Origin of the sequence: Lysobacter terrestris (assembly GCF_014489475.1) — a bacterium.
Lineage (GTDB): Bacteria > Pseudomonadota > Gammaproteobacteria > Xanthomonadales > Xanthomonadaceae > Agrilutibacter > Agrilutibacter terrestris.
Genome location: NZ_CP060820.1, coordinates 2,727,619 through 2,739,374, shown reverse-complemented (window position 1 = coordinate 2,739,374; position 11,756 = coordinate 2,727,619). Strand labels below are relative to the sequence as shown.

Here is an 11,756-nt window from a genome sequence, read left to right as displayed (position 1 = left end):
ATGAGCCACCCCGCTGCCCACGCCGAACCGGACCATGCCGCGCTTGCCGCGCGCATCCGCGACCTCGCGCGCGAGTACGGTTTCCAGCGCTGCGGCATCGCCGGCATCGAACTGGGCAAGGACGAGGCCTACCTGCGGGACTGGCTCGCGCAGGGCCTGTACGGCTCGATGGACTGGATGGCGCGGCACGGCGACAAGCGCGCGCGCCCCGACGACCTGGTGCCGGGCACGCTGCGGGTGATCTCGGTCGGCCTCGACTACGGCCGGCGCGACGACGAGGAAGCCTGGCAGACGCTGGCCGACGGCACCCGCGCCTATGTCGCGCGTTACGCGCTCGGCCGCGATTACCACAAGCTGATGCGGCAACGCCTGCAGAAGCTGGCCGACCGCATCGCGGAGGAGGTCGGTCCGTTCGGCCATCGCGTGTTCGTCGATTCCGCGCCCGTGCTGGAACGCGCGCTCGCCCGCAACGCGGGCCTGGGCTGGATCGGCAAGCACACCTGCCTGATCGACAAGGACGGCGGCTCGTGGTTCTTCCTCGGCGAGATCTACGTCGACCTGCCGCTGCCGGTCGATGCGCCGGCGAGCGCGCACTGCGGCACCTGCGTGCGCTGCATCGACATCTGCCCGACCCGGGCGATCGTCGCGCCGCACCGCCTGGATGCGCGCCGCTGCATCGCCTATCTCACCATCGAGCACGAAGGCGCGATCGACGAGCAACTGCGCCCGCTGATCGGCAACCGCATCTTCGGTTGCGACGACTGCCAGCTGGTGTGCCCCTGGAACAAGTTCGCCAAGCGCACCGACGAACCCGACTTCCGCGCGCGCAACAACCTCGACGAGGCGTCGCTGGCCGAGCTGTTCGCGTGGGAGGAAACCGAATTCCTGCAGCGCACCGAAGGCACGGCGATCCGGCGCAGCGGCCATGAACGCTGGCTGCGCAACATCGCCATCGCGCTGGGCAATGCGCCGACCTCGCCCGAAGTCATTACCGCGTTGCAGTCGCGACGCGACAGCGGCAACGCGATCGTGCGCGAGCACGTCGAATGGGCGCTGGCGCGCCACGGCGCGCGGTAGCGCCCTACCAGCCGATTACTTCGCCAGCTCTTACTTGGCCGGCTTCAACTTCACCAGTTCCGCCAGCAGCGCGCGCGTTACCACGTCGTCGGCCACGGCTTCACCGTGCACCGCGGGCAACAAGCGGTTAGCGACCTGTTTGCCGAGCTCGACGCCGAACTGGTCGAACGGATTGATGCCCCACACCAGCGCCTGCAGGTAGACGCTGTGCTCGTACAGCGCGAGCAGCGCACCCAGCGAACGCGGCGTGAGCGAATCGAGCAGGATCATCGTGCTCGGCCGGTTGCCGGGATAGGCGCGGTGCGGGTCCGCGCTGGCCTGGCCGTTCGCCAGTGCTTCGGCCTGGCCAAGCAGGTTCGACAGCAGCGCGGCATGGTTCTCGCGATAGGGATCGTCGCCGCGCGCCACGCCGATGAAGTCGACGGGCACGATCTGCGTGCCCTGGTGCAGCGCCTGGAAGAAGCTGTGCTGCGAATCGGTGCCCACGCCGCCCCACCACACCGGCACGGTCTGCACGCCGACCGGCGAACCGTCGAGCTTTACCGACTTGCCGAGGCTTTCCATCACCAGTTGCTGCAGGTAGTTCGGCAGCAGCTTCAGGCGTTCGTCGTAGGGCATCACGGCCTGGGTAGCGAGGCCGCGCGCGTTGGTGTTCCAGATCGCGGTCAGCGCATGCCACGCGGCCAGGTTGTCGCGCGGAGCGGCATCGAGGACGTGCGCGTCCATCTCCGCGGCACCCGCAAGCAGTTCGTCGAAACGGTCCGCGCCGATCGCCAGCGCGATCGGCAGGCCAACCGCCGACCACAGCGAATAGCGACCACCCACCCAATCCCACATCGGCAGGATGCGGTCGGGGGCGATGGCGAACGTCGACGCGGCGCGTTCCGCGTTCGCGGTGATCGCATACAACCGCTCGTCGTCGCCCAGCCACTGCCGCAGGATCGCGCCGTTGAGCAGCGTTTCCTGCGTGCCGAAGCTCTTGGAGATCAGCAGCACCGCCGTGCGTGCGGGGTCGAGACCGGCCAGCGTGCGTTGCGCCGCCGCGCCATCGACATTGGAGAGGAAGTGGACGCGAAAGCGGTCCGGGGTCGGCGCCGAGAGCGCATCCACCGCCAATCGCGGCCCGAGGTCGGAACCGCCGATGCCCACGCTCACGATGTCGGTGACGTCGCTGGCCGCGAGTGCGGCGATCAGTCCGCGCATCCGCGAGCGTGTGGCCTGCGCCTGCGCATGTGCGTCGCGGGCAACCGTTTCATGCGTGAGGTCGCCGCGCAGCGCAGTGTGCAGGGCCGGCCGGGCTTCGGTCGGGTTGACCGTTTCCCCGGCGAACAACGCGCGCAGCCGACCCGGGCCGTCGACGGCCGCGAGTTGGTCGAACAGGATGTCCAGCGCCGCCCGGTCGTAGCCCTGGCGCGCGAAGCTGGCATACAGCGGGCCGGCCCGCACGGCAAAATCGCCTGCACGGGCCGGGTCGGCCTGCAGCATCGATTTCAGATCCACTTCCGCCAGGCGCGCGGCCTGGGCCCCGAGTTGCTCGAACCGATGCGCAGCAGGCATGGACGCGATCAGGCCGCGGCTTGCTGCGGCATGGAGTGGTTGGTGTGGGTCAGCTGGTTCTGGCGGTCGACGTAGACGCAGGTCGGCTTGTACTTGGCCGCTTCGGCTTCGTCGCAGACGCCGTAGGCGCAGATGATGACCAGGTCGCCCGGCTGCGCGCAGTGGGCGGCGGCGCCGTTCACCGAGATCACGCCGCTGCCTTCCTCGCCACGGATGGCGTAGGTGACGAAGCGGGCGCCGTTGTTGACGTTGTAGATGTGGATCTGCTCGTACTCGCGGATACCCGAGATGTCGAGCAGGCGGCCGTCGATGGCGCACGAGCCTTCGTAGTGCAGCTCGGCGTGGGTCACGCTGGCGCGGTGGATCTTGGCCTTGAGGACGTTCAGTTGCATTTGCGGTCTCCGGCCGCCGGGCTTGGCGGCGAGAAAGCCAAAGTTTAGCAGCGCATGGCGCGGTGCAACATGGAACGCCACGTCCCATTGCCCGGGATTAAGCCGCGCCCCTCGGCAGCCCGCGCGAGCGCCCTGCCGAGGCGGCTCGCTCAGGCCTCGAATTCGAGGTTGTCGATCAGGCGGGTGCGGCCAAGCCGGGCGGCGACCAGGGCCACGCGTGGGCCGTGCCGGTCCACGGGCAGCGCGAGCTGCGGATCCCGGACCACCGCGTAGTCGACCACGAAGCCGGCGCCCTGCAGGCGCGCGACCGCGTCGGCCTCGACCTGCTCGCGTGGCTGGCCGCCGCGAACGGCCTCCCGCATCGCCTGCAGGGAGCGGCTGATCTCCACCGCCACCGGGCGCTCTTCCGCCGACAGGTACTGGTTGCGCGAACTCATCGCCAGGCCGTCGGCCTCGCGGCGCGTTTCGGCGGCAACGATCTCGATCGGGAACGCCAGGTCGCCGACCAGGTACTGGATCACCGCCAGCTGCTGGTAGTCCTTGCATCCGAACACCGCCACGTCCGGTTGCACCTGGTTGAACAGGCGCGCGACGACGGTTGCGACGCCGTCGAAATGGCCCGGGCGATGCGCACCCTCCAGCGTGGCGGTGACGCCCGGCACGGCCACGTGCACGGTGGCCTCGACGCCGTAGGGGTACATCACCTCGACCGAGGGCAGCCACAGCAGGTCGCAGCCCGCGGCTTCGAGGCCAGCGGCATCGGCGTCCGGCGTGCGCGGATAGCGGCTGAAGTCTTCGTTGGGGCCGAACTGCGTGGGATTCACGAACACGCTGGCGACCACGTGGTCGGCATGGCTGCGGGCCAGTTCGATGAGCGAGAAATGGCCCGCGTGCAGGTTGCCCATCGTGGGCACGAAGGCGACGCGCTTGCCGGCGCGGCGCCATTGCGCGACGCGGCCGCGCAGCGCGGACAGTTCGGTAACGACTTCAATCATGGGGGTGCAGTGAATCGCGGGCGGTCAATCGTAGGAATGCGCGGCGTCCGGGAAGCGCCCTTCCCGCACCGCGGAAGCGTAGGCCGTCACGGCGCCGGCGATCGTGCCGGCCTCGGCCAGGAAATCCTTCACGAACTTCGGCCGGCGGTGGCCGCTGTTGACGCCGAGCAGGTCGTGCTGGACCAGCACCTGGCCGTCGCAATGCGGGCCGGCGCCAATGCCGATCGTCGGAATCGGCAGCTCCGCGGTAATCGTCTGCGCCAGGCCGGTCGGCACGCATTCGAGCACCAGCAGGGCCGCGCCCGCCTCTGCCACCGCGCGCGCATCCGCACGCAGCTTGCCGGCGGTGGCGTCGTCGCGCCCCTGCACCTTGTAGCCGCCCAGGCGCAGCACCGATTGCGGGGTCAGCCCCAGGTGCGCGCAGACCGGGATTTCGCGCTCGACCAGGAAGCGGATGACGTCGAGCTTGTGCCCGGCGCCCTCCAGCTTGACCATCGCCGCGCCCGCCTGCAGCAGCGCGGTTGCCGCGTCCAACGCGCGTTCCGGCGTCGCATCCGACTGGAACGGCAGGTCGGCGACGAGCAGCGCCTTCGACAGGCCGCGCGCGACGCAGGCCACGTGGTAGACGGTGTCCGCCACCGTCACCGGCAGCGTGCTGTCGTGCCCCTGCACCACCATGCCCAGCGAGTCGCCGACGAGGATGAGGTCGGTGCCGGCGCTATCGAAGGTGCGGGCGAAGCTGGCGTCGTAGGCCGTGAGCATCACCAGCTTGCGGCCGTCGCGCTTGGCGTCGGCGAGCATCGGCACGGTCCAGGGCTTGTCCTGCGGCGTGGAGGTATACATCGGGTCAGCCTATCGCTTCGATGTCGGAAGGTTCCAGCTGCGCCAAGGCGGCGCGCGCGGAACCGAGGCCGGGAATCATCGCATCCGGGGCGATCTCAACCAGCGGCACCAGCGCAAAGCTGCGTTCGTGCAGGTGCGGGTGCGGGACGCGCAGGCCGGGCTCGTCGATCTCCGCGGCGCCGTACAACAACAGGTCGAGGTCCAGGGTACGCGGCCCCCAGCGTTCGTCGGCGTGGCGCTCGCGTCCCGCGGCGTGCTCGATGCCCAGCATCGCGTCGAGCAGCTCGCGCGCACCCAGCGCCGTTTCGATCATCGCCACCGCGTTGATGAAATCCGCCTGGTCGGTGCGGCCCCAGGCACGGCTGCGATACAGCCGCGAGGCGCGCAGCAAGCGCGTGCCCGGCAGCGCATCGAGGTCCTGGAGGGCCTGGCGCAGCGTCGCCGCGGCATCCCCGAGGTTGCCGCCCAATCCAATCAGGGCAACGGTGGAACCGTTCACTCGCCCGCGGCCGCGGATCCGCCGCGACGGCGGCGCCGGCGGCGGCGTGGCGCACCGTTGGCTTCGCCCGCAACCGGGTGCGAATCGAGGTGTGCGGCCAGTTCATCGCCCGGCTGCTGCTGGGCTTCGCGCCAGAACGCGACGTCGTCGGCGTGCTCGTTCGATGCCGCCAGGCGCAGGCTGAGGAAATCGAACGCCGCGCGGAAGCGCGGATGCGAGAGCAGGCGGAACACGCGCTTGCGCTGGCGCAGCGAGAAGCGCGACTGCAGCAACCAGATTTCCTGCATCGGCAGCGAGAAGCGCCGCGGCAGCGCGATGGTGTTGAGCTGGTGCACGGTGACGCGGTCGGCGGCGCGGCGCTCGGCCTCGGCGGCGTGCATGCCGCCGTTCTGCAACTGCGCCAGCGCCCGGCAGTAGGCCGGCCACAGCAACAGCGCGAACAGGAAGGCCGGCGACACCGGTTCGTCGTTGGCCACGCGCGCATCGGTGCCGCGCAACCCGGCGATCACCATGCGCCGCAGCGCGCCGCTGCGGTTGGAATGCAGCGCCTGTGCGGATTCCGGGAACAGCACGTCGAGCAGGCCGAGGCGCTCCAGGCCTTCGAAGCTGGCCACCGCGTTCCCGGTGAGGAACATCTTCAGGCATTCCTCGAACAAGCGCGCCGGCGCCGCCTCGCCCAGCAGCGACGCCAGGCGCGGGATCGGTTCGGCGGTCGCCGCCTCGATCTGGAAATCGAGCTTCGCCGCGAGGCGCACGGCGCGCAGCATCCGCACCGGATCCTCGCGGTAACGGGTCTCGGGATCGCCGATCAGGCGCATCAGGCGGTTGCGCACGTCCTCGAAACCGCCGACGTAATCGCGCACCGAGAAATCCTCGATCGCGTAGTACAGCGCGTTGGCGGTGAAGTCGCGACGGATCGCATCGTCCTCGATCGAGCCGAACACGTTGTCGCGCAGCACGCGACCGCCTTCGTGGGTCTCGCGATCGCCGCTGCCGTCGTCGGCGTTGGCGCGGAAGGTGGCCACTTCAATGATCTCGCGCCCGAACACGACGTGGGCCAGGCGGAAGCGGCGGCCGATCAGGCGGCAATTGCGGAACAGCTGCTTGACCTGTTCGGGCGTGGCGTCGGTGGCGACGTCGAAGTCCTTGGGATGCCCGCCCACGAGCAGGTCGCGGACCGCGCCGCCGACGAGATAGGCGCCGAAGCCGCCTTCGCGCAGCCGATAGAGGACGCGCAGGGCGTTGGGGCTCACGTCCCGGCGGGAGACGTTGTGCTCTTCGCGCGGGATCACCCGCAGCGTGGGATGGATGGTGTGGAGTTCGGACATCTAGTTTGGTGCCGCGGTCCCTGCCGGAAGGATCAACATGTATTCGTACCGCCAATTGCCGGGTGGCGTGGGGCTTGCGTATACTAACAGCCTGCGTTCAGGTGGATTGCCGGGCGCACGAAGCAAGCGACTCAGCTCCCTTCGTCTAGAGGCCTAGGACGTGGCCCTCTCAAGGCTAAAACACGGGTTCGAATCCCGTAGGGAGCGCCATATCCGCAAGGCCCGATTGAGATAGGGCCTTGAACAGAAACCCGGCGCTGCCGGGTTTTTTGTTTCCCGACGGGTGGCCCCCGTCGGCTTGTTCTACGCGGCTTGCCTGGCCCAGGCCGCGAATCGTTAAACTACCTGCGCACTTTTGATCGCCCACGGAAGCCCCGACCATGCCCTTCGTCGTCACCGAGAACTGCATCAAGTGCAAGTACACCGACTGCGTCGAGGTGTGTCCGGTCGACTGCTTCCACGAAGGTCCCAACTTCCTCGTGATCGATCCGGACGAGTGCATCGACTGCACCCTGTGCGAGCCGGAGTGCCCGGTGAACGCGATCTACCCGGAAGACGACGTGCCGGCGGGCCAGGAATCGTTCGTCGCCCTGAACGCCGAACTCGCCAAGGCGTGGCCGGTGATCACCACGCGCAAGGACGCCCTTGCCGACGCGAAGGAATGGGAAGGCAAGCCCGGCAAGCTCGACCTGCTGGAGCGGTAAGCCAGGCCGACGCCGGCAACGCGGACAAAAAAACGGGCGCCCAGGCGCCCGTTTTTCATTTGAGCCTCAGGCCCGGATCAGTTGCCACCCAGCGCGGCCTTCAGCGCCGTGATGGCCTTCACCGCGGCTTCGCCGGTTGCCGGCTGGCCGCGAGGATCGACCGCCGCGACATAGGCACCCGCCTCCACCGTGCTGACGCGCACGAGGAAGTTGCTGCCTTCGTAGCCGACGTCATAGACGCCCAGCAGCTGCGCGCGGCTGGCGATGGTGAGTCCGTCCATCGTGGCGAGCGCGTCGCCGACCTTGGTGAAGGCGTCATCGCGGCTGCCGGCCACGGTGAACCCGTTCGAGACGCCCGCCACCGGGGCCGCCGATGCGGACGCGGAGGCCGTCGCCGAGGCGCCGGGGATCGCGACCGCGCCGTCGGTGCGCGGCATGTCGAGGTCGGGCGGGACTTCCAGCGGACGGCTGTTGGCATCGCCGGCGTAGAGCTTGTCTTCCTTGCGGAACCAGCTGCAACCCGAGGTCGCCAGCAGGGCGGCCGACACGAGGGCGATGGTGGCGTAACGGGTCAGGCGCATGGTGTTCTCCAGGAAATGACGTGGTTCAGGCGGCTGCGGCACAGGCTTGTTCGAGCTCACGCACGCGCATGGCAATCGTGGCAGCCGCATCCGCATGGGCGGTCGACAGCGGCAGCAGCGGCAGGCGCAGGCCATGGCCGATCCCCTGCAACGCCAGCACCGCCTTCACCGGGATCGGATTGGGCTCGACGCCCATGAAGTCGAAGGACGGCTGCAGCTGCGCGTCCAGTTCGCGCGCCGCATCCGCCTTGCCTGCACGGGCGAGGTCGCACAGGCGGCGCATGGATGCGGGCAACACGTTGGACGCGACGGAAATCACGCCGTCGGCGCCGGCGAGCATCGCGCGGCACGCGGTGGGATCGTCGCCGCTGAGCACGGCGAAACCGCTGCCCTTCAGTGCGAGCAATGCAGCCATCCGTTCCGCTTCGACGCGCGCTTCCTTGATGGCGACGATGCGCGGGTGGCCGCACAGTTCCGCCACGGTTTCCGGCAACAGGTCGCCGCCGGTGCGGCCGGGCACGTTGTACAGCACGATCGGCAGCGCATCGTCGTCGGCGATCGCGCGGTAGTGCGCGACCAGGCCGGCTTGCGTCGGCCGCACGTAAGGCGGGGTGACCACCAGGGCCGCGTCGGCGCCCAGCGCGGCGGCGCGGCGCGTCTGTTCGATGGTCTTGGCGGTGTTCGACATCCCCGTGCCGGCCAACACCGGGATGCGACCGGCGATGAATTCGACGGCGCTGCGCAGCAGCAGGTCGAATTCCGCGTCGTAGAGCGCGGCGGCCTCGCCGGTGGAGCCGGCGACGACGACGGCCTGCGTGCCGCCATCGAGCTGTTGCTGCAGCAGGCGCTGCCACGCATCCAGGTCCAGTTCGCCAGCGGCGCCAAAGGGTGTCGCCAACGCGGTAATGCTGCCGGAAAGTCGCAAGTCGGTAAGCCTTGGGTGGGTGTTGCTGGGGAGATGATGCTGACGAAGCGCAGCGAGGCCGTCCACGGCCGTGTCACGCGGTGCTGAAAGCGGCCAACAGGCTCGCAAAATTCACCTGAATGTTACTTGCGGCGCGAAACCGCGGGCAAGTATGCTGGCCCCGGTCCGCTGCCGACGGCGGCCCGGCTCCCAGAGCCCGCTCCAACGATCCGGGCATTCCGCCCCCAACGCCCAGGCGCCGCCTTGACCGATAACGCTCCCCGGCCGTCGCCGAACGAGAACCACCTCCTGATCAACGCCTACACGACGCATCCGGAGTCGCCGCTGCTGTCGGTGACCCGACGGATCACGGACAGTGGCTGCAACCTCGTCGACGCACGCCTGTCCACGGTCGGCCGCGACGTTTCCGTGACCGCGCTGGCCGTCGGCCCGTGGGACGCCGTCGCCAAGCTGGAAGCGATGCTCACGCGCCTGGAGCGCGAGGAAGGCCTCAAGCTCAACTGGTACCGGACCGGCCCCAAGCAGCAGCAGTCCAACCTGCTGCCGTACGTGGTCGAAGTCGTAGCCGCCGACAAGCCCGGCATCCTGTTCCAGCTGGCCGATTTCTTCGACCGCCAGGGCATCACGATCGAGAGCCTGCACTGCTCGCGCTACCGCGCCATGCAGACCGGCGCCGACATGTTTTCCGCGCAGGTGACGATCGGCGTGCCGGCGAGCATGCACATTGCTGCGCTGCGCGATGACTTCCTCGAATTCTGCGATCACCTTAACCTCGACGCGATCATGGATCCGATGAAGTTCTGAGTGGTTGCGGTGCCGGACCAAGTCCGGCACGCTGGGCACCAAGCAAGACCGCACCGGCATGCCGGTGCAACGAGCAGAGAAACCGATGCTGGACACTGGCGACAAGATTCCCGACCTGCCCATCGTGCTTTCGAACAGCGCCGCGTCCAGCGGCACGCAAGGCCGCCTCTCCGACTACAAGGGCCACTGGCTGGTCCTGTACTTCTATCCGAAGGACAGCACGCCCGGCTGCACCACCGAGGGCCTGGACTTCAATGCGCTGCTGCCGAAGTTCAAGAAGCTCGGCGCCACCGTGCTCGGCGTCTCGCGCGACTCGATCAAGTCGCACCAGAACTTCTGCACCAAGCAGGGCTTCAAGTTCGACCTGGTCAGCGACGTCGATGAGGCCCTGTGCAACGCCTTCGGCGTGATCAAGCCGAAGAAGCTCTACGGCCGCGACTACGTCGGCATCGAGCGCAGCACCTTCCTGATCGATCCCAAAGGCGTCATCGTCCAGTCATGGCGCCCGGTGAAAGTCCCCGGCCACGCTCAGGCCGTGCACGACGCCCTCAAGGCTGCCACAACGAAGTGATCACCCTGCGTTTCAACGACCCCACCACCCCGCTCCGCGGGCCTGTGGTGGCCTGCTGCTGTTCGCCCTCCCGGAAAGCACGATGACCCGAAGCAAGCGCATCTACGTCCTCGACACCAACGTGCTCATGCACGATCCCACCGCGCTGTTCAAATTCGAGGAGCACGATGTCTACCTGCCGATGCAGGTGATCGAAGAACTGGACAACGGCAAGAAGGGCAATACCGAAGCCAGCCGCAACGCGCGCCAGGTCAGCCGTTTCCTCAACGAGCTGGTCGAAAGCCACGGCACGAAGTCGATTTCCGAGGGCATTCCGCTCTCCCGCCCGCAAGGCCTGCAGCTGCGCGGCGCGCAGAGCATCGGCAAGCTGCGTTTCCAGACGCGCGACTTCGACTCGGGCAAGCGCTTCGGCGCGGTCATCCCGGACAACCACATCCTCGGCGCCATCCTCGCGCTCAAGGAAGCCGAGCCGGGCGCACCGGTGGTGTTCGTCTCCAAGGACATCAACCTGCGCATCAAGGCGTCGATCGCCGGCATCGACTCGGAGGACTACGAGAACGACCGCGCGCTGGACGATTTCAGCCTGCTGTACACCGGCTCGACCGCGCTGCCGGAAGATTTCTGGCAGAAGTACGGCAAGGACCTGCGTTCGTGGACCGAAAAGGGCCGCACGTTCTACGAGATCCGCCGCCACGAGGACGACGACTGGTACCCGAACCAGTTCCTGTACCTGCCCGGCGACGACGAAGCCGAAATGAAGGTCGCGCACGTCGAAGGCGAACGCGTGATCCTGCAGATCGTCGACGACTACCGCCACAACCAGCACGCCGTGTGGGGCATCACCGCGCGCAACCGCGAGCAGAACTTCGCGCTCAACGCGCTGATGGATCCGGAAATCGACTTCGTCACCCTGCTCGGCACCGCCGGCACCGGCAAGACGCTGCTCGCGCTCGCCGCAGGCCTGGCGCAGACGATGGACCAGCAGCGCTACCGCGAGATCATCATGACCCGCGCGACGGTGAGCGTCGGCGAGGACATCGGCTTCCTGCCCGGCACCGAAGAGGAAAAGATGACGCCGTGGATGGGCGCGCTGACCGACAACCTGGAAGTGCTCACGCACAACCCGGAAGGCGGCAGCTGGGGCCGCGCGGCGACGAATGACCTGCTCGCCTCGCGCATCAAGATCCGTTCGCTCAACTTCATGCGCGGCCGCACCTTCCTCAGCCGCTGGCTGATCCTGGACGAGGCGCAGAACCTCACGCCCAAGCAGATGAAGACGCTGATCACGCGTGCGGGTCCCGGCACCAAGATCGTGTGCCTGGGCAACGTCGAGCAGATCGACACGCCCTACCTCACCGAAACCACGTCGGGCCTGACCTATGCCGTCGACCGCTTCAAGGGTTGGGCGCACAGCGCGCACGTGACCCTGCGCCGCGGCGAGCGTTCGCGCCTGGCCGATTACGCGTCCGAAGTGCTGTAA

General features: G+C 68.2%; 13 protein-coding genes and 1 tRNA gene. 6 read left to right on the top strand and 8 right to left on the bottom strand.

Translation table 11 applies throughout. The annotated features are described in order from the left end of the window. The gene (gene queG, locus H8B22_RS12785; protein WP_187711784.1) at positions 1-1,077 is read left to right on the top strand and encodes a tRNA epoxyqueuosine(34) reductase QueG; all 1,077 of its coding nucleotides are present in this window, start codon (positions 1-3) and stop codon (positions 1,075-1,077) included. A 30-nt stretch (positions 1,078-1,107) separates the two neighbouring features. Here the strand turns inward: queG and pgi are convergent, their stop codons facing one another. The 6 genes from pgi to pcnB form a co-directional block, all read right to left on the bottom strand. Next, positions 1,108-2,634 (bottom strand): glucose-6-phosphate isomerase, encoded by a 1,527-nt coding sequence (gene pgi, locus H8B22_RS12780; protein WP_187711783.1) that lies wholly within the window; start codon positions 2,632-2,634, stop codon positions 1,108-1,110. Positions 2,635-2,642: 8 nt separating this feature from the next. Next, positions 2,643-3,026, bottom strand: coding sequence for an aspartate 1-decarboxylase (panD, locus tag H8B22_RS12775; protein WP_056130033.1), 384 nt, complete (start codon positions 3,024-3,026; stop codon positions 2,643-2,645). A gap of 149 nt (positions 3,027-3,175) precedes the next feature. Beyond that, the gene (gene panC / locus H8B22_RS12770; protein ID WP_187711782.1) at positions 3,176-4,021 is read right to left on the bottom strand and encodes a pantoate--beta-alanine ligase; all 846 of its coding nucleotides are present in this window, start codon (positions 4,019-4,021) and stop codon (positions 3,176-3,178) included. A 24-nt stretch (positions 4,022-4,045) separates the two neighbouring features. Then, positions 4,046-4,864 carry a 3-methyl-2-oxobutanoate hydroxymethyltransferase gene (gene panB / locus H8B22_RS12765; RefSeq protein ID WP_187711781.1) on the bottom strand — a complete coding sequence of 273 codons (819 nt, stop codon included), beginning with the start codon at positions 4,862-4,864 and terminating at the stop codon, positions 4,046-4,048. A gap of 4 nt (positions 4,865-4,868) precedes the next feature. Further along, on the bottom strand, positions 4,869-5,363 hold the full coding sequence (gene folK / locus H8B22_RS12760) for a 2-amino-4-hydroxy-6-hydroxymethyldihydropteridine diphosphokinase (protein WP_187711780.1): 495 nt from the start codon (positions 5,361-5,363) through the stop codon (positions 4,869-4,871). Further along, on the bottom strand, positions 5,360-6,691 hold the full coding sequence (gene pcnB / locus H8B22_RS12755) for a polynucleotide adenylyltransferase PcnB (protein WP_187711779.1): 1,332 nt from the start codon (positions 6,689-6,691) through the stop codon (positions 5,360-5,362). The genes folK and pcnB overlap by 4 nt, the downstream gene beginning before the upstream one ends. A 134-nt stretch (positions 6,692-6,825) precedes the next feature. On the opposite strand from pcnB, the gene H8B22_RS12750 reads away from it, so the two are divergent. Further along, positions 6,826-6,901: transfer RNA gene (locus tag H8B22_RS12750), tRNA-Glu, on the top strand. A 170-nt stretch (positions 6,902-7,071) separates the two neighbouring features. After that, the gene (fdxA, locus tag H8B22_RS12745) at positions 7,072-7,395 is read left to right on the top strand and encodes a ferredoxin FdxA (protein WP_187711778.1); all 324 of its coding nucleotides are present in this window, start codon (positions 7,072-7,074) and stop codon (positions 7,393-7,395) included. A gap of 77 nt (positions 7,396-7,472) precedes the next feature. Here fdxA and H8B22_RS12740 read toward each other — a convergent pair whose 3' ends face one another. Next, positions 7,473-7,988, bottom strand: a complete 516-nt coding sequence (locus tag H8B22_RS12740; RefSeq protein ID WP_407060854.1) for a hypothetical protein — start codon at positions 7,986-7,988, stop codon at positions 7,473-7,475. A 13-nt stretch (positions 7,989-8,001) separates the two neighbouring features. Beyond that, on the bottom strand, positions 8,002-8,901 hold the full coding sequence (dapA, locus tag H8B22_RS12735; RefSeq protein ID WP_187711776.1) for a 4-hydroxy-tetrahydrodipicolinate synthase: 900 nt from the start codon (positions 8,899-8,901) through the stop codon (positions 8,002-8,004). A 243-nt stretch (positions 8,902-9,144) separates the two neighbouring features. Here dapA and H8B22_RS12730 point away from each other — a divergent pair, with 243 nt between their 5' ends. The 3 genes from H8B22_RS12730 (at position 9,145) to H8B22_RS12720 (ending at position 11,756) form a co-directional block, all read left to right on the top strand. Further along, positions 9,145-9,705, top strand: a complete 561-nt coding sequence (locus H8B22_RS12730; RefSeq protein WP_187711775.1) for a glycine cleavage system protein R — start codon at positions 9,145-9,147, stop codon at positions 9,703-9,705. Between the two features lie 85 nt (positions 9,706-9,790). Then, a complete protein-coding gene (locus H8B22_RS12725; protein ID WP_187711774.1) occupies positions 9,791-10,276 on the top strand; it encodes a peroxiredoxin in 486 nt (161 codons plus the stop codon). An 82-nt stretch (positions 10,277-10,358) separates the two neighbouring features. Next, positions 10,359-11,756: a PhoH family protein gene (locus H8B22_RS12720; RefSeq protein ID WP_187711773.1), complete on the top strand. Its 1,398-nt coding sequence runs from the start codon at positions 10,359-10,361 to the stop codon at positions 11,754-11,756.

What these genes read in the sequence shown, in the direction of transcription:
- queG (WP_187711784.1), top strand. Translation starts at nt 1, where the DNA reads ATGAGCCACCCCGCTGCCCACGCCGAACCGGACCATGCCGCGCTTGCC.
- pgi (WP_187711783.1), bottom strand. Translation starts at nt 2,634, where the DNA reads ATGCCTGCTGCGCATCGGTTCGAGCAACTCGGGGCCCAGGCCGCGCGC.
- panD (WP_056130033.1), bottom strand. Translation starts at nt 3,026, where the DNA reads ATGCAACTGAACGTCCTCAAGGCCAAGATCCACCGCGCCAGCGTGACC.
- panC (WP_187711782.1), bottom strand. Translation starts at nt 4,021, where the DNA reads ATGATTGAAGTCGTTACCGAACTGTCCGCGCTGCGCGGCCGCGTCGCG.
- panB (WP_187711781.1), bottom strand. Translation starts at nt 4,864, where the DNA reads ATGTATACCTCCACGCCGCAGGACAAGCCCTGGACCGTGCCGATGCTC.
- pcnB (WP_187711779.1), bottom strand. Translation starts at nt 6,691, where the DNA reads ATGTCCGAACTCCACACCATCCATCCCACGCTGCGGGTGATCCCGCGC.
- fdxA (WP_187711778.1), top strand. Translation starts at nt 7,072, where the DNA reads ATGCCCTTCGTCGTCACCGAGAACTGCATCAAGTGCAAGTACACCGAC.
- H8B22_RS12725 (WP_187711774.1), top strand. Translation starts at nt 9,791, where the DNA reads ATGCTGGACACTGGCGACAAGATTCCCGACCTGCCCATCGTGCTTTCG.
- H8B22_RS12720 (WP_187711773.1), top strand. Translation starts at nt 10,359, where the DNA reads ATGACCCGAAGCAAGCGCATCTACGTCCTCGACACCAACGTGCTCATG.